Below are 23,406 nucleotides of genomic sequence, written 5' to 3'. Positions count from 1 at the left end.
ATTCTACATACTAAAAAAGAACCTTTTAAGTTAGAATACCATAAAAACTGAAATCATTTTGAAGGGCACTTATAAAATTACATTATTCACTCTAGCTGTAATATTTTTTGCGGCTTGTTCACGTAAAAAGAACACTTTTATAAACCGTAATGTTCACGCGGTAACTACTGAATTCAACACCTTGTACAATGGAGATTTAGCGTTTACCGATGGTAAGAACAGACTTGCAGCAGGTTATCGCGATAACTTTTGGGAGATTTTACCTGTAGAACGTATCGAAATTAAGGAAGCTGAAATTAAAGCCCCAGGGAAAAATAACAGTGGCGACTTTAATAGAGCAGAAGAAAAAGCTGCCAAGGCAATCCAAAAACACTCGATGTATATTGATGGTCGTGAGCATAACCCACAGATAGATGAGGCTTATATTCTTTTAGGAAAAGCACGTTACTACGACGGACGTTTTGTTCCTGCACTCGATGCTTTCAACTTTATCTTAGACCGTTATCCTACTAGTAACAGCATAAATATTGCTAAAGTTTGGAAGGCAAAAACAAATATTCGTTTAAATAACGAAGAGTACGCAATCGAGAACTTAAAAAGAATGTTCCGAGATGACGATCTTAATGAAGAAGAATTAGCAGATGGTGCTGCAATGATGGCGCAAGCATTTATCAATCTTGATTCATTAGAGCCAGCGCTAGAGTATATGAAGATGGCTGTAGATAACGTTCAGGATAACGAGCTAAAAGGAAGATACACTTTTATAAAAGGTCAGCTTTACAACCGTTTGCAAGAAAAAGATAGCGCAAATATGGCTTTCGATGAGGTGATTGCAATGAATCGTAAAACTTCTCGCGTTTATATGATTAACGCTTACCTTGAAAAAGGAAAGAATTTCGATTACGAAAGTGGAGACCGTACTGCATTCTTAACACTTTTAAACGACCTAGCAGAAAACCGTGAAAACCGTCCGTTTCTAGACAAAATCTATAATCAGTTTGGAGATTATTATCGCAATAGCGATAGCATCGAGAGAGCTGTTGAGTATTACAACAAATCGATACAGGCATTTAATCAGGATAGAGTACTACAAGCAGTAAACTACCAAACTTTAGCTGAAATTAATTTTGATGATGCCGAGTACAAAAAAGCAGGAGCGTATTACGATAGTACCCTAACTTTCCTTGAACAAAACAGTCGTCAGTGGCGTAGAATTACCAAAAAGCGCGAGAATCTTGACGATGTAATTAAATATGAAGACATCGCTGCGGTAAACGACAGTGTGTTGAGGTTAGTGAAAATGAGCCCAGCAGAGCAAGAAGCGTTTTTCGTTTCGTATACCACTGCTTTAAAAGAACAAGCGCGACTAGATTCAATTGAAGCTGTAAAAACAGAACAGAGAATTGCCAATAACGAATTTTATAAAAAAGATAATACAGCGGCCGGTCCAAACAAAGGAAGCACCTTCTATTTTTACAACACTTCAACTATAGCCTACGGAAAAGGAGAGTTTAGAAAAATTTGGGGTGATAGAAAGCTTGAAGATAACTGGAGACTTTCTAGTAAAAACTCTTCATTAATTTCTGATGAAGATATTGAAGCTGAGGTTATTCCAATTTCTGAAAACGAAAAGTTTAAGCCAGAAACTTATATTGCTTTAATCCCGACCGATGAGAAGGTAATCGATAGTTTGGCAAAAGATAGAAACTTTGCATACTACCAATTAGGGCTTATTTATAAAGAGAAATTCAAGGAGTACAACCTTGCAGCAAATAGATTAGAGACATTGCTTACCAACAATCCTGAAGATAGATTAGTGGTCCCTTCTAAATATAACTTGGTTAAAATTTATGAAGAACTAGATAACGCTTCAGCTGCTGAAAAGTATAAAAATGATATTCTTACAAATCATGCTGATACGCGATATGCTGAAATATTGCGCAATCCCAATTCGCAATTACCGACAGACGAATCTAGCCCAGAATTTAAATACAAACAATTGTATAAAGAATTTGAAGCTGCAAAATACGCTGAGGTAATTGAAAAATGCGATGAATATATGATGGTGTACAATGGGAATGATATTGTACCAAAATTTGAATTACTTAAAGCTACGGCTCTTGGCCGTCAGCAAGGTTTTGAAGTGTATAAAAAAGCTTTAAACTTTATTGCGCTTAACTATCCAAGTACAGCAGAAGGAAAACAAGCTCAGCAGATTTACAGCAATGTGTTGCCTCAACTTGAATTTAAAAGCTTCGGAAAAGATGAAGATGCAAAATCTTGGAAGCTAGTTTATAAGTTTGAAAATACTGAGAGCGAAGCTGCTGAAAAACTAAAAGAAAAGTTAGATAAAGCGATAGAAAATCACCGTTATATCAATATGACTGCTTCTATTGATTACTACAATCCGCAAAGTAAATTCGTAATCGTTCACGGATTAAACACTAAAGGAGGTGCAAAAGGTTTTGCCGAGTTATTAGAAGAGAATAAAGAGTACAAGGTGAAGCACCCTTATTTTGAAATTTCTAGCGATAATTATAAAATCGTACAAATTCATAAAAACTTGGATGATTACTTAAACCAAGAAACATCCGCACAATAGTTGTTTAAAACCCCAAATGCCTAGCATAATAAATATTAAAATCTAAGTCCATGTTTTCAGAAAAAAAACCCAAGAAAAGTAATGTAGAACCAAGTTCGGCCCAAAACAGAATAAACGAAGGCACAAAGCTAAAGGGAGATATTTCTTCAACAGGTTTTTTTAGAATTGATGGCACTATAGAAGGAAATGTACATACACCTTCAAAAGTGGTTTTAGGTAAAACTGGAGTTATTTTAGGGACGCTTAGTTGTGAAAATGCAGATTTAGAAGGTAAGTTTGAAGGAAGTCTTCAAGTTTCAGGAACCTTAACACTACGATCTACAGCTTTTGTAGAAGGTGAAATTGTTGTAGGAAAACTATCTGTTGAGCCAGGAGCAGTTTTAAATGCTTCTTGTATTATGCAAGACGGTACATCAAAAGCAGGAATAAACGCTCCGAAGTTACCTGGAGACTCGCAGCCTCGTCTTTTTAACAAACAACAAAAAATTAAGGAAGCGTCTGCTCTTCCAAAATCAGACTAACCCTCTCTTTTAGTTATGTCTGCCGATAACAAGAATAATAATAGATGGATTGCCCTTTCGGGTATTGGAGTTCAAATGGGACTTACCATTTTCCTTGGAAATCTATTAGGTAAATGGCTAGACAGTACTTTCGAATTAAACTTTTTAGAACCTACAATCACTATCTTGGCAATTTTCTTGTCTATTTTTAGTGTAATTAGAGGTGTAAATAAATTAAATAAGTAAATGCTTCAGAAAAAAATACTTCATTACACCTTATTATGTGGATTGGTTTTAGTTGCAGGTTATGCAATTCACAACTTCATTCTTAACCACTTTAATGTAGAACACCCATTTAATCTTTGGAATATTTATCTTTTTCAAGGGATAGCGACGCTTATCCTAAGTGTTTCTTTTGAATTTATTTCACAAAAAATACAGCAATTAAAAGATCAGTTAGGCTTTTTGTATTTAGCAGCAATGGCTATAAAAGTTGGATTATTTTGTCTATTCTTTAATAGTATTCTTTTTTCATCATTAGTGTTGTCAAAAACAGACAGTCTTTCTTTGTTAATTCCAATATTTCTGTTTCTCTTTTTAGAGGTTCTGATTATTGTTAAAATTCTGAATAGAAACAACTAAAATATAAATTTGCAATTGTTATGGGTATTTTAAATAGAAATTCCCTACTTTTGCCGCCGAATTAGGCAGGCATTATTTTTTTCAAAAGAAGCAATGAAAATATCAAATTATTCTATTAAGTTTTTCGGAGTACTACTAACTTGTTTATTGACTATCAATGTTTTTGCTAATGAAAGCACTGTACAAGAGCAACAAGGTGACGAAAGAATAAGTACCAAAGTTGAAATTGAAGAATATATTCTTCATCACCTTAAAGATTCGCACGATTTTCATTTGGTGTCTTATACTAATGATGCTGGTGAGCGCGTGCACGTTGGTTTTCCACTTCCAGTAATTTTGTACGGTAACAATGGAGTTACAACATTCATGTCGTCTGAATTTCATCACGACTCTGATGGAGAGGTAATAGTAGAAAAAAATGGCAACCGATTTGTAAACTACCACGGTAAAATTTACGAATTAGAAGCAGGAGCCACTCAGCTTGAATTAGATGCAGAACACCATCCAGTAAATGCATCAAAACCATTAGATTTATCTATCACCAAAAGTGTTTTCGGAATTTTAATAGCTGGTTTATTAATGCTATGGTTTTTCTCTTCATTGGCAAGACAATACAAAAAGAGAAAAATTCCAAAAGGATTTGGTCGCGTATTAGAGCCATTAGTTATTTACGTTAGAGACGAGATTGCAAGACCTAACATTGGCGAGAAAAAATACAAAAAATTTACAGGATATCTTTTAACGGTATTCTTCTTTATCTGGATACTAAACTTAATGGGATTAACTCCATTTGGATTTAACGTAACAGGCCAGATAGCAGTAACTGCGGCATTAGCAGTTTTCACTTTAATTATTTATGTAGTAAGCGGTAATAGGGAATTCTGGGGTCATATTTTCTGGATGCCAGGAGTGCCAATTTTAATTCGTCCAATATTGGCTGTAATCGAATTGGTAGGAACCTTAATTATTAAACCATTCTCACTTTTAGTTCGTTTATTCGCAAACATTTCAGCGGGACACATTATTTTAATGAGCCTTATTGCAATTATGATAAACTTAAAAGCAGATTTAGGCCCAATTGGTTCTACATCTTTATCGTTTGGTTTATCATTATTTATATTTGTGATAGAACTATTAGTAGCATTTTTACAGGCGTATATCTTTACTATGCTTTCAGCGTTGTTTATTGGAATGGCTGTAGCAGAACACGATCATGAACATGAGCACGATGCACACGGAAATGAGGTGCCAGATGCTGAGGATATAAGAAGTGATTTTATTTAGTAGCGTATTTTTTGTTTAATTATTTTATATACATTTTTTTATGGAAACAATGATTCCAAATTTAGTAGGTGCTGGTATTATCGTAATTGGTGCTGGTTACGGTTTAGGTAAAATTGGTGGAAGTGCAATGGAAGCTATTGCTCGTCAGCCAGAAGCTGCCAACAAAATCCAAACTGCAATGATTATTATTGCTGCACTTTTAGAAGGTTTAGCATTCGGTGCACTTTTCTTAGGAAAGTAATCCAAAAAACCAAAATTCATCTTCCTGTAACGGTTGGTTGCAGGAGATGAATTTTTAAAGAAAAAATTAATAACAAAAATCTTTACCCCAGGGTAAAAATATTATGGAAACATTATTAAACGATTTTTCTCCAGGGCTGTTTGTAATGCAAACGGTTTTACTAATAGTGCTTATTTTACTAATGGTAAAATTTGCTTGGAAGCCTATCTTAAATTCATTAAATGAAAGAGAGGAAGGAATTCAAGGAGCTTTAGATGCTGCTGAAAAAGCAAAACTCGAAATGGCAAACCTTCAGGCGGACAATGAAAGATTGTTGCAGGAGGCACGTACAGAGCGTGAAGCTATGCTAAAAGAAGCTCGTGAGATTAAAACAAAAATGATCTCTGACGCTAAAGAGGAAGCTAAAGAAGAAGCAGATAAGATGATTACTCAAGCTCAAGGAGCTATTGAGAGTGAGAAAAAAGCTGCAATTGCTGAAATGAAAGCAACCGTAGCAACACTATCTTTAGAAATTGCTGAAAAAGTAGTAAAAAGCGAACTTTCAGACGATGGCAAGCAAATGAAGCTTGTAAATGAAATGTTAAGTGACGCAAAATTAAACTAATATTCAATGAGCAGAGCAGCTATACGATACGCGAAAGCAATTTTGCAGAAAGCAAACCAGAACAACACCGAGGCTGTTGTTTTTGGCGATATGCAATCTGTGTATAAAACCATTGAAGGCAGTCGCGAATTGCAAACAGTACTTCAAAGTCCTGTTATTAAAGCCAACGATAAAAAGGAAGCTTTGCTAAAAATATTCAGTGGTCAATCAGAAGCTACACACTCTCTAATTCATGTATTGGTGGATAATAAACGTGCACCTTTATTAAGAGCTGTGGCAAAAAGCTATATAGATATCTATAACGACCATCAAGGTGTAAAAGCCGCAACTGTTATTACAGCAGTACCACTTACCTCTGAACTTGAAACTAATGTAATGGCTAAAGTGAAAGAGTTAACGGGTAGCGATAAAGTAACACTTAAAAGTGAGGTTGATCCCGCAATAATTGGTGGGTTTATCCTTAAGGTTGGCGATATTCAATACAACGCGAGTATCTCAAACCAATTAGGAAATTTAAAAAGAGAATTTTCAAAATCAATATAATTAAAATTTACTGGTGCAGGTTTTTAAGGCCACATTCCTGAAAACTACCACCTAAAACCTAGATAAAAATGGCAGAAGTAAAACCAGCTGAAGTATCAGCAATTTTAAAGCAACAACTTACAGGTTACGAAGCAACTGCTTCCCTGGATGAAGTAGGAACTGTTTTAACCGTAGGTGACGGTATTGTTCGCGCATACGGACTTTCAAACGCCGAATATGGTGAATTGGTGGCTTTTGAAAGTGGTCTTGAAGGTATTGTATTGAACCTTGAAGAGGACAACGTAGGTATCGTACTTTTAGGTCCTTCAAAAGAAGTAAAAGAAGGTTCAACAGTAAAACGTACTCAGCGTATCGCATCGCTTAATGTAGGTGAAGGTATTGTTGGTCGTGTAGTAAACACATTGGGTCAGCCTATCGATGGTAAAGGTCCTATAACTGGTGAAACTTACGAAATGCCTTTGGAGCGTAAAGCACCAGGAGTTATTTATCGTCAGCCGGTAACTGAGCCACTTCAAACAGGTATTAAGTCTATCGATGCAATGATTCCTGTTGGCCGTGGTCAACGTGAGCTTGTAATTGGTGACCGTCAAACTGGTAAATCTACAGTATGTATTGATACTATTTTGAATCAAAAAGAATTTTATGATGCAGGTGAGCCTGTATACTGTATATATGTTGCTGTTGGACAAAAAGCTTCTACTGTTGCAAATATTGCAAACGTACTAGAAGAAAAAGGTGCAATGGCTTATACAACTATTGTTGCGGCAAACGCATCAGATCCTGCTCCAATGCAGGTATACGCTCCTTTCGCAGGTGCTGCAATTGGTGAGTACTTCCGTGATACTGGTCGTCCAGCATTAATTGTATTTGATGATTTATCTAAACAAGCGGTAGCATACCGTGAGGTGTCGCTACTTCTTCGTCGTCCACCAGGACGTGAGGCTTATCCTGGAGACGTTTTCTTCTTGCACTCAAGATTACTTGAGCGTGCAGCAAAAGTTATTGCTGATGACGATATTGCAAAAGAAATGAACGATCTTCCAGATTCATTAAAAGGAATCGTAAAAGGTGGTGGTTCTTTAACTGCTCTTCCAATTATTGAAACACAAGCAGGTGACGTTTCTGCTTATATTCCAACAAACGTTATTTCGATTACAGATGGACAGATTTTCCTTGATGGTGATTTGTTTAATTCTGGTGTTCGTCCAGCTATTAACGTAGGTATTTCGGTATCTCGTGTAGGGGGTAACGCTCAGATTAAATCGATGAAAAAGGTAGCAGGTACTTTAAAACTGGATCAAGCAGCTTTCCGTGAATTGGAGGCTTTCGCAAAATTCGGATCAGACTTAGATGCTGCAACTTTAAATGTAATTGAAAAAGGTAAACGTAACGTAGAGATATTAAAGCAATCTGAAAACGATCCTTACACAGTAGAAGATCAAATTGCAATTATCTATGCAGGTTCTAAAAACTTGATGCGTAACGTACCAGTAGAAAAGGTAAAAGAATTTGAAAGAGATTATCTAGAAATGCTTAACCTAAAGCACAGAGATACTCTAGATGCACTAAAAGCTGGTAAGCTTACAGACGAAGCAATTGACGTAATGGTGTCTGTTGCTAACGACGTGTCTGCGAAATATAAAAAATAGAAGTTATGAGTTATGAGTTAAGAGTTATGTAAGTACTCTAAACTCATAATTCTAAACTCTTAACTTGAAAAATGGGGTTAGATAATAGTCCGATTAGAATTAAAACCTTTGAATTCGCTTGCGATATAGTAGAATACTGTGACGTTTTAAAAGCTAATAAGGATTATGAATTGGCATCCCAATTACTTAGGAGTGGAACAAGTATTGGCGCAAATACTAGAGAAGCTCAACGAGGAGTAAGTACAAAAGATTTTAAAAATAAATTTGGTATTGCTCTCAAAGAGGCTGACGAAACAATGTTTTGGTTAGATATTTTAGAGGCAACTGGTAGAGAAGTACCTAAAGATATGAAGGACAAGTGTGAAGAGATAATTCGAATTTTGGTTTCGATACTTAAAAACTCTTAAACTCTGCACTCATAACTCATAACTCATAACTAGAGAAATGGCTAATTTAAAAGAAATACGTAACAGAATATCATCCGTTAGTTCAACGATGCAGATTACCAGTGCCATGAAAATGGTATCGGCTGCAAAATTGAAGAAGGCTCAGGATGCAATTACAGCAATGCGTCCTTATTCTGAAAAACTTACTGAACTTTTACAAAATTTAAGTGCAACGCTTGGAGAAGACAGCGGAAGCAAATATTCAGACCAACGCGAGGTAAATAAAGTTTTGGTGGTTGCCATTACCAGTAATCGTGGTTTGGCGGGAGCTTTTAACTCAAATATCATAAAACAAGCTAGAAACTTGGCAGCGGAAACGTATGCAGGGAAGCAAGTAGATTTTATAACTATTGGGAAAAAAGGAAATGACATTCTGAAAAAATTTGGAACAGTAATCGAAAACAACAACAATATTTTTGATGACTTAACCTTCGAAAACTCTTCAGAAATTGCTCAAAACCTAATGGATTTATTCTCTGAAGGCAAGTACGATAAAATTGTAGTGGTTTATAACCATTTCAAAAACGCGGCTACACAGTTAGTAATGACTGAGCAATTCTTACCTATTTTACCTCCAAAAGCAATTGAAGGTGAAGCAGTAAGCACAACTGAAACAGCTTACATTTTTGAACCTTCAAAAGAAGAAATTGTTGAGTCTTTAATTCCAAAAAGTTTAAAAACTCAGTTGTTCAAAGCCCTTCGTGATAGCGTTGCCAGTGAGCACGGCGCACGTATGACGGCGATGCACAAAGCAACCGATAACGCAACCGAGCTTCGCGACGATTTAAAACTAAAATACAACAAAGCACGTCAAGCAGCCATTACCAACGAAATTCTTGAGATTGTTGGCGGTGCAGAGGCATTGGCAGGATAGCTTCGGTACATCCCGAATTAAATCGGGACACTCAGTTATCTTTGTTATTATAAATTATTTAAAAGCCTTCCGAAATCGGAAGGCTTTTTTAGTCCATAAATATTAATTTTTTCCTAAACCTATCTATGTAATATTATGTTGGTAGGTTTATTGTTCAATAAAATTCGTAATTTTCCAATATGATAAAGCAAATAACAATAATACTGACCCTTCCACTCATTCTCTTTAGCCTTTCTAGTTGCGGAGGAATGAAGAATACGAACAGCAAAAAACTTGTTCAAGACCCTCCTTTTAGAGTAATTGAAGCCTTCTACCAAAATTGGGTAGCCGGAGTAGAAGAAGGTGGTTCGGGAGTAAATATCCACCTTACTTTTAGTGAAAAAGATGCCGATGTATTGATTCAAAATATCTACTTCAGAAATGCTATCCTAGAAGCCAAAGGAAACATAAACGCGCCTAATAAATTTGTTGGATACCTAACAAATAACACTAAACGAGACGTTATTATGAATGCAGACCCAATGAAAGAAGCTAAAAATACTATATCAGACGAATTTCCATTTCAGTTGAAAGATAACGAGGCGGTAGTTGAATATTGGTACGGTGGAAAAAAGAATTATTACAAAGTTGAAAACCTTGCGCAAAAAGATATGATTCCGTATCCACAAGCGAATCCAAATCAACATGAATAGATAGCAATTTCCTCCTAATGAGTGAGTTTTACGTCTTATGCCTTTCAGTCCCGATAGCTATCGGGACGGTCTTACGTCTTAACCAAACACTACTAATTTCTATTCAATAATGAACCAATCTGAAAGAAAACTTCTTGAAATTATAATATCTTCCTATTATGAAAATCCTTCACCTAGATAACAATCATCCTTTACTATTAAAAATGTTGAAGGAGGCCGGATTTACAAACGAAGAAAACTACACAATCTCTAAAGCTGATACAGAGGAAATTATTTCAGAATATGATGGTATTGTAATCCGCAGCCGTTTTAATATTGACAAAACATTCCTCAATGCGACCAAAAATCTGAAATTTATCGCGCGGGTTGGTGCTGGACTTGAAAGCATCGACATCGATTACGCAGAAAAGCTCGGTGTAAAACTAATTGCCGCCCCAGAAGGCAATAGAAACGCTGTAGGCGAACATTCACTCGGGATGCTTCTTTCGCTATTCAACAACCTAAATAGAGCCGACAGAGAGGTTAAAAATGGCTTGTGGAATCGTGAGTCCAATCGCGGAATAGAACTTGATGGAAAAACTGTTGGTATTATTGGTTATGGCAATATGGGGAAAGCATTTTCCAAAAAATTAAGCGGTTTTGATTGCGAAGTTCTCTGTTATGATATAAAAGAAAATGTAGGGGATGAAAATGCAAAACAGGTTTCATTAAAAGAACTTCAAGAACAAGTTGACGTTTTAAGTTTACATACACCTTGGACCCCGTCGACTGATAAAATGATTGATGCTGAGTTTATAAATGCCTTCTCAAAGCCTTTTTGGCTCATAAACACCGCACGCGGAAAAAGTGTAGTTACTGCAGATTTAGTTTCCGCATTAAAATCTGGAAAAATTTTAGGAGCAGGACTGGATGTTTTAGAATTTGAAAAACTCTCTTTTGAAACACTTTTCGATTCAGATAATGTACCGGATTCATTGAAAGAGCTTTTTGCTATGGACAATGTAATTTTAAGTCCGCATATTGCGGGTTGGACGGTGGAAAGCAAGGAGAAACTCGCTACAGTGATTGCTGAAAAAATTATTAGAACTTTTAAAAATTAGAGATGAAGAATAGAGTTACAGGAATTGGAGGAGTATTTTTTAAGTCAAAAGACCCAGATAAAACGAAAGAATGGTACAAAAACCATCTTGGATTAAACACAGATAATTACGGGTGTACCTTTTGGTGGAAAGATGAAAAGGGCAACAAATGCTCTACACAATGGAGCCCATTTAAAACCGATACCGAATATTTTTCTCCAAGCGAAAAAGACTTTATGTTTAATTATCGCGTGGAAAATTTAGAAGAACTTTTAAAAGTATTAAAAGCAGAAGGGGTTACAATTGTAGGTGAAATGCAAGAATTTGAATACGGGAAATTTGGTTGGATTTTAGACCCTGAAGGAAATAAAATTGAACTATGGGAACCTGTTGACAGTGCCTTTTTATGACCTAATTTTTTGACTCCTTCACATTTGTTTCAACACTTGCATCATTATCAGTAATTTCCGAGTACTTCTTCTCTAGCTCCGCTTGAAATTCCTCCATCACCGGTTTTACAGTACTTTCGGGCAAATCTGCAATACGAATATACATTAAGCCATCTACTGCATTGTTAAACAACGGATCTACGTTAAAAGCAACAACCTTGGCGTTTTGTTTAATGTATTTTTTAATAAGAACTGGCAATCGAAGACTTCCAGGTTCTACCTCATCAATTATTTTATCGAATTTATTGAGATCCGCCGCACTTTCATCAAAAATGAAGTCTTTATCGGCATCTTTCAACTTTACTTTATATTCCTTCTTCGGTTTTATGTATTGCGCCACATAAGGATCGTAATAGTTCGATTTCATAAATTCTATCATCAAGCCTTTTGAAAACTCTGAAAACTTATTGCTAATACTTACTCCTCCAATCAAGTAGCTGTGTTCTGGATAGCGCAGGGTGGTATGAACAATTCCCTTCCAAAGTAAAAACAATGGCATTGGCCGCAATTGATATTCTTTAATGACAAAAGCACGGCCCATTTCAATGGATTTGCTCATCATTTCATATAATTCTGGCTCAAAACGAAAGAGATCTTGTAGGTAGAAACCGTCAATCCCAAAGCGTGCAAATATTTCTGACCCTAAGCCCATTCTATAGGCGCCAGCCATTTTTTGAGCCTCATTATCCCATAAAAACATATGGTGATAATAGCTGTCAAACTTATCGAGGTCTGTACTGTTATTTGTTCCTTCACCTACTTCGCGAAAGGTAATTTCGCGCAACCGCCCAATTTCCTGTAAAATGTAGGGAATGGAATCTGCCTGCGCTAAGAACACCTCATAATTTTTACTTACTAAAAGACGTTTATCAGCATTACGAAGTTTTTCAATTTCGGCTTCCATTGCCTGCAGCGGAATTGGTCCAGCAATTTTTTTAGGTGGTTTTGGAAATTTTAATGTTTTTGGAATGCTGTCTAACAGCTTTTTCTTCTCAAAAGGATTAGAAAGCATATAGGTTTTCTTCCTTAGAAACTCGGTAAAATCTGATAATGATTCGTGCTCTTTTTGGTCGTTTACAGAAATTGGATTTCCAATTCGAACTTTTATTAACCGCTCTTTTTGGGTAAGAAGTTCTGATGGAAGCTTAGCTGTTCGTAAGGTGTCATTAATCTTAGCCATGCGGTAAAACAACTTGCTGTTTTTTGCGTGAAAATAGATTGGGACTACCGGCACTTCGGCTTTTTTAACCAATTTCATCGCAGCTTCTTCCCAAGGCTTATCAACCAAAAGTTTTTCTTCTCTATAGGTCGAAACCTCTCCGGCAGGAAAAATACCAAGCGGATTATCTTCGCGTAAATGGGTAAGAGCAGCTTTAAAACCTGCCACACTAGACTTTACATCCTTTCTATCTTCAAAGGGATTTACAGGCATTACATAGGGCTTTAGAGGCTCGATTCTATGTAAAAGAAAGTTGGCAATAATTTTAAAATCGGGGCGGTGTTCTAACAGTAATTTTAACAGAAGAATCCCGTCGATTCCACCTAATGGATGGTTGGAAATGGTTATAAAAGCCCCAGTTTTGGGGATTCTACGAAGATCTTCTTCGGGAATTTCGAATTTTATTTCAAATTCTTCAAGCAGTGCATTTACAAACTCAAGATCTTGGAGATGCTTGTTTCTATCGTAAATTTTATTCAGCGTGGTAATGTTTAAAATCTTCATTAAAGACCAGCCCATAAATGTGCCTAGAAAGCCGAATTTATCTACGTTTATTGCTTTTGCAACTTCCTTTGCATTGACTAACCCCATGAAATATTTTAGCTGTTTATATCCAACAAATATAACGAAACCGATTGATACTACTCCTTAATTACCAACTGTACCGTTTCTTTGCTTTCTTGCTTTAAGAGTATGTTTTTATTTTCGGCAAGTGCCTTAACCTCAGTTGGGTTAAAATGCCTAATCGTGTATAGTGTGACATTCTCATTCCATTTAACACGGAATCTTTCTCGCAATTTTGCTAATAAAGTTTCTAAATTTCCGAATTTATCGTTCACACAAACTGAAAAACTAATAGCAGAATTTTGAATTAGCTCCACTTTCATTTTATAGGTATGAAGCCATTTAAATACATCGCCGATATTGTCTTCCATCATAAATGAAAAATCTAACGATGATAATGATATTAATACTAAGTCCTTCTTTAATATGAAACAAGAGGTTTCTGGATCTATTCTGTCTCCTTTTCCAACACAAGTTCCCGGAGCTATAGGATTGAGAAATGACTTAACATAAAGCGGGATTTCCTTACGTTGTAGCGGCTGTAAGGTTTTAGGGTGTATTACCGATGCTCCATAAAAAGCGAGTTCTATAGCCTCGCGATAACTAATGCGATTTAAGAGTAATGTTTTTGTAAAATACCGGGGGTCTGCATTTAAAACTCCTGGAACATCCTTCCAAATAGTAACACTTTCTGCATTTAAGCAATATGCAAAAATTGCAGCAGTGTAATCACTCCCTTCTCGACCTAGAGTAGTGGTGAAGTTGTTTATATTTTCCGAACCTAAAAAACCTTGAGTTACACTAAGTCCCAAAGTATCTACTATTTCTGATATTTTTTGCTGCGTTAATGTCCAATCTACACTAGCATCTCGATAGTTGTCATCGGTAATTATGCATTTTCGAACGTCTAATAATTCGTTTTTTAATCCAAATTCTGTAAGATATTCAGAAACTATTGTGCTTGAAACTAATTCTCCGTATCCTACTACTTGATCATAAACAAAAGCGTGATTATTGGATTTGTTAACTTTTAAAAAAGAAACCAACTTATCAAATAACTTAGCTGTTTTTTGATATACTAGGTGGTTTGTATTCTCAAATAATCCATTTATTATCTCTAAGTGATACTCTTTAAATGTTGCAACCAATTCATTACAAGTAGTAGTGTTATTTTTTAGATATTCAGCTATTACATTTTCAAGTAAATTGGTAGTTTTTCCCATTGCTGACACCACAACTACTATATTCTTGTCTTCTGTAGCTTTAAGTATTTCAGCAACATTTTTTACACCATCTGCGTCTTTTACAGATGCTCCTCCAAACTTGAATATTCTCATAAACTTCTTATATCTATCTCTTTAACACGATTGAATACTGAAAATAGTATTTACTACATTATTTTTCAATATAGGCTTTTAGATTTTTTTCATTCATATGTACAACGCGCCATTCTTTCATAATATTTGCGCCACTGCGTTCGTAAAATCGGATTGCTCCGGTATTCCAATCTAGTACATCCCATGCAACCCTTTTTAACCCTTGATTGTAAGCAAATTTCATAACTTCGGTGTAAAGCGCTTCCCCAATACCTTTGCCGCGGTGTTCTTCTTTTACAATTAAATCTTCTAGGTGAAGCGTGCGTCCTTTCCAAGTAGAAAAACGGTAATAAATTAACGCTGCTCCAACCACTACATTATCTATTTCGGCAACAAAACATGTAAACAGTGGATTTTCGCCGAAACCATTAGTCTCTAAAACTTCAATCGAAATTTCAACAGCATCTGGTTCATTTTCAAAAACTGCAAGTTCTTTAATAAGTTCTAGAACCTGTGGCATATCCATTTTATTCGCTTTTCTAACCTTCATTCACCTTATTTTACTCGTTTTCAAAATCGAATTAAGTTTCTTCTGGCAAATATCGGTTCAATTTCTTAAAAATCCCGATATTTGCGTGAAATTCAGGAACCCCTACATCACAATGGCAAAAATAAATCAATCTCTTGGCGAGTTTATAATTGAAAATCAAGAAGAATTCAAGTATTCTTCAGGTGAGCTTTCACGACTCATAAACTCAATCCGCTTAGCGGCAAAAGTGGTAAACCACAAAGTTAATAAGGCCGGATTAGTAGACATATTAGGTACTGCAGGAAATCATAATATACAAGGTGAAGACCAGCAGAAATTAGATGTTTTTGCAAACGAAGTTTTTATAAACACACTTACAAATCGAGAAATAGTTTGCGGGATTGCAAGTGAAGAAGAAGACGACTTTATTACAATTAAAGGCAGAAACGAAAAAAACGACAATAAATACGTTGTTTTGATGGATCCATTAGACGGTTCTTCAAATATTGATGTAAACGTTTCGGTTGGAACTATCTTCTCCATTTTTAGAAGGGTAACTCCTACGGGAACTCCTGTAACTATTGAAGACTTTCTTCAACCGGGAATCAATCAAGTTGCTGCTGGATATATCGTTTACGGAACTTCAACTATGATTGTATATACAACAGGTCACGGTGTTAACGGATTTACCTTAAACCCAGCCATCGGAACTTATTACCTATCTCACCCAAATATGAAGTTTCCGAAAGAGGGACATATATACTCTGTGAATGAAGGTAATTACGTACACTTCCCACAGGGAATTAAAGACTATATTAAATATTGCCAAAAAGAAGAAGAAGACCGTCCGTATACTTCACGTTATATAGGATCGTTAGTGTCAGATATTCATAGAAATATGATTAAAGGTGGTATTTATATCTATCCAAGCACTTCAAAGGACCCTAAAGGTAAACTTAGACTCTTATACGAATGTAATCCAATAGCTATGATTGCTGAACAGGCAGGCGGAAAAGCTAGTGATGGCTTCCGACGTATATTAGAAATAGAACCAAAAAGCTTACATCAACGCGTTCCATTTATTTGTGGAAACACCGATATGGTTGAAAAAGCTGAAGAGTTTATGCAAAATTCAAAATAAATAAAAAGCCCGAAACAATTGTTTCGGGCTTTTTTTATATCTTAAAATAGAAATTTAGTCGTTTCTATTTAATAAGTATCTGTAATCTTCAAGGCTTAATCCTCCTGAATAAATAGCTATAGATCTTTTTATCAAATCTCTAGCAAGTTCTGTAGTGTATCCAAGTCCGATAGCGTATTTTTCAATTAAGAAACGCTCGTGATCGTCAATTACGTTGTCTGCAAAAATAATTTGAAATAAATCGTGCATACGCTCTAAACGTCGTTCAGCCGAGTTAGGAGGGTTAATAGGATATTTTAAAGGATTCTTTATGATTTCGGCATATTCAGATTCTACAATATCTAGTTTACGCGCCAATCGCTTAAGCATTTTCTCTTCCTCAATGTTGATTTCACCATCAACTGCAGCCATATTAACTATTGAAGCAAAATGACCTAAATTTCGGGAATGCTCCCCGCTCTCAAATAAATCTGTAAATGACATAATTTGGTTTTAAATATCTTACAAATATAAAACTTGTAAATGAAATTTACGACAAAAGCAAAGTAATCTATTTTTAGCGGTGCGTACTATTTAAATGAATAGCTATAAATTTTTCTTAATTGAGAGACCATAGGCTAATACTTTCTTTAATTTTAGAGAGATATAAAAATAAGAAAGTGAACCAACCGCTATTAGTTTTTAACGAAAAAGGCATTTATTGCCAACAAGCAGATGTGTATATAGATGCATGGAAACCTGTGGATAAATGTATCATTACGCACGGTCATGCAGATCATAGTCGTTGGGGACACAAAAAATATATCACTCATAAAAATAACGTTTCAATTATTAAACACCGATTGGGTGAAATTGTAGTTTCTGGAAAAGAATGGAATGAATCCTTTACAATAAATGGCGTTAAATTTTCACTTCATCCTGCGGGGCATATTGTAGCATCTTCACAAGTGAGGGTGGAGTACAAAGGCGAAGTGTGGGTTTTTACAGGGGATTTTAAAACTGAAAATGATGGCATAGCCGAACCTTTTGAACTTGTAAAGTGTAACACATTTATAACCGAATGTACTTTCGGACTTCCAGCATTCAAGTGGACTTCTCAAGAGGAAGTTTTTTCGGATATCAATAATTGGTGGGCGGCAAATAGGGCTGAAAATAAAACTTCTGTTCTCTTTGGGTATTCTTTGGGAAAAGCACAACGCCTACTTAAGCATCTAGACCCAGATATTGGAAAAATCTACACCCATGGAGCCATAGAAAATCTGACTCAAGTTTTAAGAGAGAATTATAATTTTCACCAAACAACTCGAGTTACCCGAGACACTAAAAAGGAAGACCTATTAGGAAATATAGTTTTAGCCCCTCCAAGTGCCCACGGCGGAACTTGGATTAGAAAAATGGTGCCTTTTGTTACTGCTAGTGCTAGTGGGTGGATGACATTTAGAGGCGCGAGAAGACGAAGAGCAATAGATAGAGGTTTTGTGCTAAGCGACCACGCAGATTGGGAAGGACTGTTAACTACAGTTAAAGAAACAGGTGCCGAAAAAGTAATTGCTACTCATGGATATACCGAAATATTCTCACGTTATCTACGTGAAGAAATAGGGCTAGATGCACGTACTGAAAAAACACAATACGAAGAAGAAGGTAGTGAAACCCTGAAAAAGGAAGAAGATGGCATTTCACCTGCGCCCAGTGATACAACGGAAGCCAAAATTAATGAAGACGACTAATGAAAGATTTCGCCCGACTCATAAAAAAACTAGATAGCACCAATAAAACTACTGAAAAGGTGGCGGCGCTTACGGCTTACTTTCAAATGGCGAACGATGAGGATAAGTTATGGACAATTGCAATATTATCGCATCGACGGCCAAAACGACCTGTAAATACTTCATTATTGCGAATATGGGCAACAGAAATTAGTGGAATTCCGCTTTGGCTTTTTGAGGAAAGTTATCACATAGTTGGCGACTTAGCAGAAACAATTGCCCTCATTTTACCTAGCAAAGAACAAACAGAAGAAACTACCAAGTCCTTGTCGCAAATTATACTTGAAATTATAAAGCTTCGAACGCTTCCAGAGGAGGAAAAGAAGAAATACCTACACGAAAATTGGCTTGCATTAAATTATTTTGAACGTTTCGTTTTTAATAAAATTATTACGGGAAGTTTTAGGATAGGTGTGAGCCAGAAGTTAATGACAAGAGCACTTTCAAAAGCCACAGAAATTGACGAAAATATTCTCGCTTATAAGCTTATGGGCGATTGGACGCCACAGAAAACCACTTTCAAAAAGTTGATTTTAGAACACAACGAAGAGGATTATCTAAGCAAACCTTACCCTTTTTACTTAGCTTATGCGGTTGAAGATAATTTTCAAGAAGATTTAGGGTCAATTTCCGATTGGAGTTTTGAACATAAATGGGATGGTATTAGAAGTCAGGTAATCATAAGAAATGACGAAGTTTTTGTTTGGTCTAGAGGAGAGGAATTAGTAACCGATAAATATCCTGAATTTCAAAAGTTTCTTTCTATAATTCCCAATGGAACTGTAATTGATGGTGAAATTTTGCCCTTTGGAAATGGCGAAATAGGAAATTTTAATGCACTTCAAACAAGAATTGGACGGAAAAATTTATCCAAAGCGCTTTTAGAGAAAACCCCGGTGATTTTAAATGCTTATGATTTATTGGAATGGAAGGGAGAAGATATACGACAGCTGCCTTTCTTAGAACGAAGAAAAACCCTAGATAATCTCATTCAAGGAATTGATAGTTTAGAAATTGGAATATATTTAAGTGAAACTATGAGCTTTAATACCTGGGAAGAAGCTGCAGCGGAACGAGAGTTATCACGGGAGAAGCGCAGCGAAGGCCTAATGCTAAAACGCAAAGATTCCCCGTATTTAGTTGGGAGAAAAAAAGGCGATTGGTGGAAGTGGAAAATAGATCCTTTCACTATTGATGCTGTTTTAACTTATGCCATGCGTGGCCATGGGCGTAGAGCTAATTTGTATACCGATTACACATTCGGACTATGGCATGAAGGTGAGCTAGTGACTTTTGCTAAAGCCTATTCAGGGTTAACAGATGCAGAATTTAGACAAGTAGATGCTTGGATTAAACGCAATACCTTGGAACGTTTTGGCCCAGTAAGAAGTGTAACTCCTCATCACGTTTTTGAAATTGCTTTTGAAGGAATAGCAGAAAGCAGCCGCCATAAAAGCGGAGTTGCAACACGTTTCCCAAGAATTTTAAGATGGCGAAAAGATAAACGCATAGAAGAAGCTAATACGCTAGATGATTTAAAAGCCTTAATTCCGAAGTAATCTATTAAAGCTATGCTTTAAACAAAGCAAGATCTCTCTCATTTTCAAATAGGAGTGTCAGCTTTGCTGAAGGGGTGGTTGAAGCGATATTTTGATTAAATTGAAGCTATGAAAAAGCAAATTCATAATCTTAAAGAAATGGAGGTCTACCGCAAAGATTTGCGAAATAATTCAACCTCAGCTGAAGCTTATTTATGGAATCATCTAAAAGGCTCTAAACTCTATGGCAGAAAATTTAGAAGGCAACATAGTATCGAGCATTATATAGTTGACTTTTATTGTCCTTCAGAAAAACTTATTGTGGAGCTTGACGGTCAAATTCATTTAAATAATACAGCCGATGAATATGATAGAAAACGAGAAATAGATTTGGAGAATTTAGGGTTTACAGTTATACGTTTTGAAAATAAAATGGTTTTCGACTTTTTACCATCTGTTTTGAAGGAAATATCGGACCATTTTAAAATTAAAGAGTAACCTATAAAAGCTTTGCATTTAAACCAAATAAGGTTCCCCTCCTTTCCAAGGAGGGGTGTCAGCTTTGCTGACGGGGTGGTTGAAGCCTAATTACTAACAAACTAAATAATTTGAATAACAAGCAACTCATATCATTAACAAGCTCATGGTTCCAATCCAAATCTTGGATCCCATTCCCATTCCAAAAACAAACTTGGAAGGCTTTTTTGGATGGGAAGCACGGGTTGTTAAACGCTCCCACCGGAAGCGGAAAAACCTACGCCTTATGGGTGCCCATAGTACTTCAGTATTTAAAAGAAAATCCAGATTACAAAACGAAACACACCAAAGGAATTAAAGCTATTTGGATTACGCCATTACGTGCGCTATCAGTAGAAATTCAACAATCAGCACAACAATTTGCAGATGACTTAGGAACTGGCATGACCGTTGGGATTAGAACTGGCGACACCTCACAAAGCGAACGTGCTAAGCAAAAGCGGCAAATGCCAGATTTGTTGATAACTACTCCTGAGAGTTTAATGCTCTTATTGGCCTCAAAAGGCTACGAAAAAATGTTTAAAACCCTTACTGCTGTGGTGGTGGACGAATGGCACGAGCTTTTAGGTAGTAAGCGAGGGGTGCAGATGGAGCTCGCCCTTTCTAGGTTGAAAACTGTTTCGCCAAATTTGAGAATTTGGGGGATTTCTGCCACTATCGGAAACTTAGAAGAAGCTCAAGATGTTCTGTTAGGAATGGACTCTGACTTCAGAAAGAACTCAGTATTAATTAAAGCCAAAGAAAAGTCTAAAATTCAGGTCCGTTCTATAATTCCCAAAAAGATGGAAACTTTTCCTTGGAGTGGGCATTTGGGTTTACACCTATTAGAAGAGATTGTTCCTATCATTAAAAGCAGTAAAACCACGATAATTTTTACAAACACCCGTAGACAATGTGAAATTTGGTTTCAAAAGTTATTAGAAAAACATCCAGAATTTGCGGGTGAAATCGCCATGCATCACGGTAGTATTGGAAAGGATACGCGTCTTTGGGTAGAGCAAGCGATACGCAATGAATCGCTACTAGCGGTAGTTGCCACCTCTAGTTTGGATTTGGGAGTAGATTTTGCACCTGTGGAAACCGTTATTCAAATTGGGGGTCCCAAAGGAATAGCCAAATTTCTGCAACGAGCCGGGAGAAGTAACCACCGACCGGGAGAACCTTCGGTAATATATTTTCTGCCTACTCACGCACTTGAACTTTTAGAAGCATCAGCGCTGAAAAAAGCGGTTAAAGATGAGGTTGTGGAAGACAGAACTCCATATTTATTAAGTTTTGACGTCTTAATTCAGTATCTAGTCACCCTTGCTGTAAGTGATGGATTTTATCCTAATAATATTTATTCAGAAATAAAAAAAACGTTTTGTTTTCAAGGAATTACAGACGAGCAGTGGAATTGGTGTCTTAATTTTATAACAGTAGGTACTCAAAGTTTACAAGCTTACGACGAATACAAAAAAGTGGAAGTTACTCCGGAAGGGCTCTTTAAAGTAGAGAACCGACGCATTGCAATGATGCATCGTTTGAGCATTGGTACTATTGTAAGCGATTCCATGATGCTTGTAAAGTATGTTTCAGGTGGTTTTATCGGAACTATAGAGGAGTGGTTTTTGAGTAAAATGAAACCTGGAGATACCTTTGTTTTCGCAGGGAGAACCTTAGAGTTGGTGCGTATAAGACAGATGCAAGCACAAGTTCGAAGAAGTAATAAACGCACGAGAAATGTAGTAAGTTTTATGGGTGGCCGTCTACCGCTTTCCTCACAGATGAGTAAGATTCTTCGAGAAGAAATGCAGACTGCACGCTCGCCTGAAGCAACCCGTAAACAAAGCATACCTGAATTAAAAGCCTTAAATCACATTTTTGAAAGACAAGAGCGTGAAAGTATAGTCCCAGGTAAAAACGAATTTTTGATAGAAACTTTTAAAACTCGTGAAGGTTACCACTCTCTTTTTTATCCATTTGAAGGGCGATTTGTACACGAAGCGATGAGTAGTTTATTAGCTTATCGAATTAGTTTGCTGTCTCCCATTACCTTTTCATTGGCTTACAATGATTATGGGTTTGAACTGTTGAGCGACCAATTTTTAGATATTCAGAATATAGTAGACAACAATCTTTTTACAGACGAATATCTCTACGACGATCTTTACAAAAGTTTAAATTCAACAGAATTGGCTCGTCGGAAATTTCGTGATATTGCGGTTATAAGCGGGATGGTTTTTCAAGGCTACCCGAATAAAGCGGTTAAAACAAAACATCTGCAAAGCAATAGTCAGTTGTTATTCGATGTGTTTAGAGATTATGAACCGGATAATTTATTATATCTTCAAGCTTATCGGGAAACCTTTGAACATCAATTGGAAGAAGGTCGCTTGCGTAAAGCCTTAGATCGTATTAATTCCCAAGAAATAATTTGGAAACAATGCGAAAAAGCGACTCCGTTTAGCTTTCCGATAATTACAGATAGACTTCGAGAAAAGCTATCTTCAGAAAAATTGGCTGATAGAATTAAAAGAATGACTTTGCAATTAGAGAAATGATTCAAACTATCGAAATAAATAAGAATATTTTTCAACTACACCCCAGTGGTGCTATTTATTGGGTAACTAATAAAATGTTACTTATCGCAGATGTGCATTTGGGAAAGGTGCTCCATTTTAGAAAATATGGCGCAGCCATTCCGGCAAGTGCTGCTTATAAAAACTTTGAGACACTCACAGAAGTTGTAAATCATTTTGAGCCAAATACAGTTTGTTTCTTGGGCGATTTGTTTCATAGTTCATTGAATAAGGAGTGGGGGGAATTTGAAAAATGGGTAGAATATTGCAAGGCAAAAGTGATTTTAGTATCAGGGAATCACGATGTTATTCCTCAATATTTATACGAAGATTTGGGAGTAAAAGTTATAGATGAATTAGTACTGGACGGTTTTCATTTAACCCACCATCCCTCTAAATTTGATAAAGGTTTTAATTTTTGTGGTCACGTACATCCTGGAATTAAAATGAGAGGTTCTGGAAGACAATTAATTAAGCTCGCTTGTTTTTATAAAACTGAAAATCAACTAATTCTGCCTGCATTTGGAAACTTTACAGGGAAATATATTTTAACCCCTTCTAGCAATGATGAGGTGTTTGTAATTGTAGAGGGAGAAGTAATTTGCGTATCAAGTTAAATAAAATTAT

24 protein-coding genes are annotated in these 23,406 nt (G+C 36.2%); 20 read left to right on the top strand and 4 right to left on the bottom strand.

Annotated elements, in window-relative coordinates; translation table 11 throughout:
• The first annotated feature begins 58 nt into the window (after positions 1 to 58).
• From porW to RT250_RS03800, 14 genes are all read left to right on the top strand, one after another.
• Positions 59 to 2,602 carry a type IX secretion system periplasmic lipoprotein PorW/SprE gene (porW, locus tag RT250_RS03865; protein WP_313112331.1) on the top strand — a complete coding sequence of 848 codons (2,544 nt, stop codon included), beginning with the start codon at positions 59 to 61 and terminating at the stop codon, positions 2,600 to 2,602.
• A gap of 50 nt (positions 2,603 to 2,652) precedes the next feature.
• Positions 2,653 to 3,123, top strand: a complete 471-nt coding sequence (locus RT250_RS03860; RefSeq protein WP_313112329.1) for a bactofilin family protein — start codon at positions 2,653 to 2,655, stop codon at positions 3,121 to 3,123.
• Positions 3,124 to 3,138: 15 nt separating this feature from the next.
• Positions 3,139 to 3,348: an AtpZ/AtpI family protein gene (locus RT250_RS03855; RefSeq protein ID WP_313112328.1), complete on the top strand. Its 210-nt coding sequence runs from the start codon at positions 3,139 to 3,141 to the stop codon at positions 3,346 to 3,348.
• Positions 3,349 to 3,744, top strand: coding sequence for a DUF6168 family protein (locus RT250_RS03850; RefSeq protein WP_313112327.1), 396 nt, complete (start codon positions 3,349 to 3,351; stop codon positions 3,742 to 3,744).
• Positions 3,745 to 3,837: 93 nt separating this feature from the next.
• Positions 3,838 to 5,028 (top strand): F0F1 ATP synthase subunit A, encoded by a 1,191-nt coding sequence (gene atpB, locus RT250_RS03845; RefSeq protein ID WP_313112325.1) that lies wholly within the window; start codon positions 3,838 to 3,840, stop codon positions 5,026 to 5,028.
• A gap of 49 nt (positions 5,029 to 5,077) precedes the next feature.
• Positions 5,078 to 5,269 carry an ATP synthase F0 subunit C gene (gene atpE / locus RT250_RS03840; protein ID WP_073221247.1) on the top strand — a complete coding sequence of 64 codons (192 nt, stop codon included), beginning with the start codon at positions 5,078 to 5,080 and terminating at the stop codon, positions 5,267 to 5,269.
• A 103-nt stretch (positions 5,270 to 5,372) separates the two neighbouring features.
• A complete protein-coding gene (locus tag RT250_RS03835) occupies positions 5,373 to 5,873 on the top strand; it encodes a F0F1 ATP synthase subunit B (protein ID WP_313112322.1) in 501 nt (166 codons plus the stop codon).
• Between the two features lie 6 nt (positions 5,874 to 5,879).
• The gene (gene atpH / locus RT250_RS03830; RefSeq protein WP_313112319.1) at positions 5,880 to 6,416 is read left to right on the top strand and encodes an ATP synthase F1 subunit delta; all 537 of its coding nucleotides are present in this window, start codon (positions 5,880 to 5,882) and stop codon (positions 6,414 to 6,416) included.
• A gap of 68 nt (positions 6,417 to 6,484) precedes the next feature.
• Positions 6,485 to 8,065: a F0F1 ATP synthase subunit alpha gene (atpA, locus tag RT250_RS03825; RefSeq protein ID WP_139854219.1), complete on the top strand. Its 1,581-nt coding sequence runs from the start codon at positions 6,485 to 6,487 to the stop codon at positions 8,063 to 8,065.
• Between the two features lie 71 nt (positions 8,066 to 8,136).
• On the top strand, positions 8,137 to 8,472 hold the full coding sequence (locus tag RT250_RS03820; RefSeq protein ID WP_313112317.1) for a four helix bundle protein: 336 nt from the start codon (positions 8,137 to 8,139) through the stop codon (positions 8,470 to 8,472).
• 37 nt (positions 8,473 to 8,509) lie between these two features.
• Positions 8,510 to 9,385: an ATP synthase F1 subunit gamma gene (gene atpG / locus RT250_RS03815; RefSeq protein ID WP_313112316.1), complete on the top strand. Its 876-nt coding sequence runs from the start codon at positions 8,510 to 8,512 to the stop codon at positions 9,383 to 9,385.
• Positions 9,386 to 9,633: 248 nt separating this feature from the next.
• Entirely contained in the window at positions 9,634 to 10,077 is a 444-nt protein-coding gene (locus RT250_RS03810; RefSeq protein ID WP_313112313.1) for a hypothetical protein, read from the top strand.
• A 158-nt stretch (positions 10,078 to 10,235) separates the two neighbouring features.
• Complete coding sequence (locus RT250_RS03805; RefSeq protein WP_313112311.1) at positions 10,236 to 11,177, top strand: 2-hydroxyacid dehydrogenase; 942 nt, start codon at positions 10,236 to 10,238, stop codon at positions 11,175 to 11,177.
• 2 nt (positions 11,178 to 11,179) lie between these two features.
• On the top strand, positions 11,180 to 11,566 hold the full coding sequence (locus RT250_RS03800; protein ID WP_313112308.1) for a VOC family protein: 387 nt from the start codon (positions 11,180 to 11,182) through the stop codon (positions 11,564 to 11,566).
• A gap of 1 nt (position 11,567) precedes the next feature.
• On the opposite strand, the gene RT250_RS03795 is transcribed toward RT250_RS03800, so the two are convergent.
• Genes RT250_RS03795 through RT250_RS03785 form a run of 3 tightly spaced genes read right to left on the bottom strand, consistent with a single transcriptional unit; the run spans position 11,568 to position 15,254 of the window.
• Complete coding sequence (locus RT250_RS03795; RefSeq protein WP_313112306.1) at positions 11,568 to 13,415, bottom strand: lysophospholipid acyltransferase family protein; 1,848 nt, start codon at positions 13,413 to 13,415, stop codon at positions 11,568 to 11,570.
• A gap of 50 nt (positions 13,416 to 13,465) precedes the next feature.
• Complete coding sequence (locus RT250_RS03790; RefSeq protein WP_313112304.1) at positions 13,466 to 14,725, bottom strand: aspartate kinase; 1,260 nt, start codon at positions 14,723 to 14,725, stop codon at positions 13,466 to 13,468.
• Between the two features lie 58 nt (positions 14,726 to 14,783).
• A complete protein-coding gene (locus RT250_RS03785; RefSeq protein ID WP_313112302.1) occupies positions 14,784 to 15,254 on the bottom strand; it encodes a GNAT family N-acetyltransferase in 471 nt (156 codons plus the stop codon).
• Between the two features lie 112 nt (positions 15,255 to 15,366).
• Here RT250_RS03785 and fbp point away from each other — a divergent pair, with 112 nt between their 5' ends.
• A complete protein-coding gene (gene fbp, locus RT250_RS03780) occupies positions 15,367 to 16,374 on the top strand; it encodes a class 1 fructose-bisphosphatase (RefSeq protein WP_313112300.1) in 1,008 nt (335 codons plus the stop codon).
• A gap of 54 nt (positions 16,375 to 16,428) precedes the next feature.
• Here the strand turns inward: fbp and RT250_RS03775 are convergent, their stop codons facing one another.
• On the bottom strand, positions 16,429 to 16,857 hold the full coding sequence (locus RT250_RS03775) for a tellurite resistance TerB family protein (protein WP_313112298.1): 429 nt from the start codon (positions 16,855 to 16,857) through the stop codon (positions 16,429 to 16,431).
• A gap of 176 nt (positions 16,858 to 17,033) precedes the next feature.
• Here RT250_RS03775 and RT250_RS03770 point away from each other — a divergent pair, with 176 nt between their 5' ends.
• The 5 genes from RT250_RS03770 (at position 17,034) to pdeM (ending at position 23,396) form a co-directional block, all read left to right on the top strand.
• Positions 17,034 to 18,104, top strand: coding sequence for a ligase-associated DNA damage response exonuclease (locus RT250_RS03770; protein ID WP_313112296.1), 1,071 nt, complete (start codon positions 17,034 to 17,036; stop codon positions 18,102 to 18,104).
• Positions 18,104 to 19,702 (top strand): ATP-dependent DNA ligase, encoded by a 1,599-nt coding sequence (locus RT250_RS03765; protein ID WP_313112294.1) that lies wholly within the window; start codon positions 18,104 to 18,106, stop codon positions 19,700 to 19,702. The genes RT250_RS03770 and RT250_RS03765 overlap by 1 nt, the downstream gene beginning before the upstream one ends.
• Positions 19,703 to 19,810: 108 nt before the next feature.
• Positions 19,811 to 20,179, top strand: coding sequence for an endonuclease domain-containing protein (locus RT250_RS03760; protein WP_313112292.1), 369 nt, complete (start codon positions 19,811 to 19,813; stop codon positions 20,177 to 20,179).
• A gap of 110 nt (positions 20,180 to 20,289) precedes the next feature.
• Positions 20,290 to 22,761, top strand: a complete 2,472-nt coding sequence (locus tag RT250_RS03755) for a ligase-associated DNA damage response DEXH box helicase (protein WP_313112290.1) — start codon at positions 20,290 to 20,292, stop codon at positions 22,759 to 22,761.
• The gene (gene pdeM / locus RT250_RS03750) at positions 22,758 to 23,396 is read left to right on the top strand and encodes a ligase-associated DNA damage response endonuclease PdeM (RefSeq protein ID WP_313112288.1); all 639 of its coding nucleotides are present in this window, start codon (positions 22,758 to 22,760) and stop codon (positions 23,394 to 23,396) included. The genes RT250_RS03755 and pdeM overlap by 4 nt, the downstream gene beginning before the upstream one ends.
• Positions 23,397 to 23,406: the final 10 nt, after the last annotated feature.

It is taken from the genome of Aequorivita sediminis, from assembly GCF_032080575.2.
Classification (GTDB): Bacteria; Bacteroidota; Bacteroidia; order Flavobacteriales; family Flavobacteriaceae; genus Aequorivita; species Aequorivita sediminis.
This window is presented reverse-complemented; position numbering and strand designations above follow the sequence as displayed.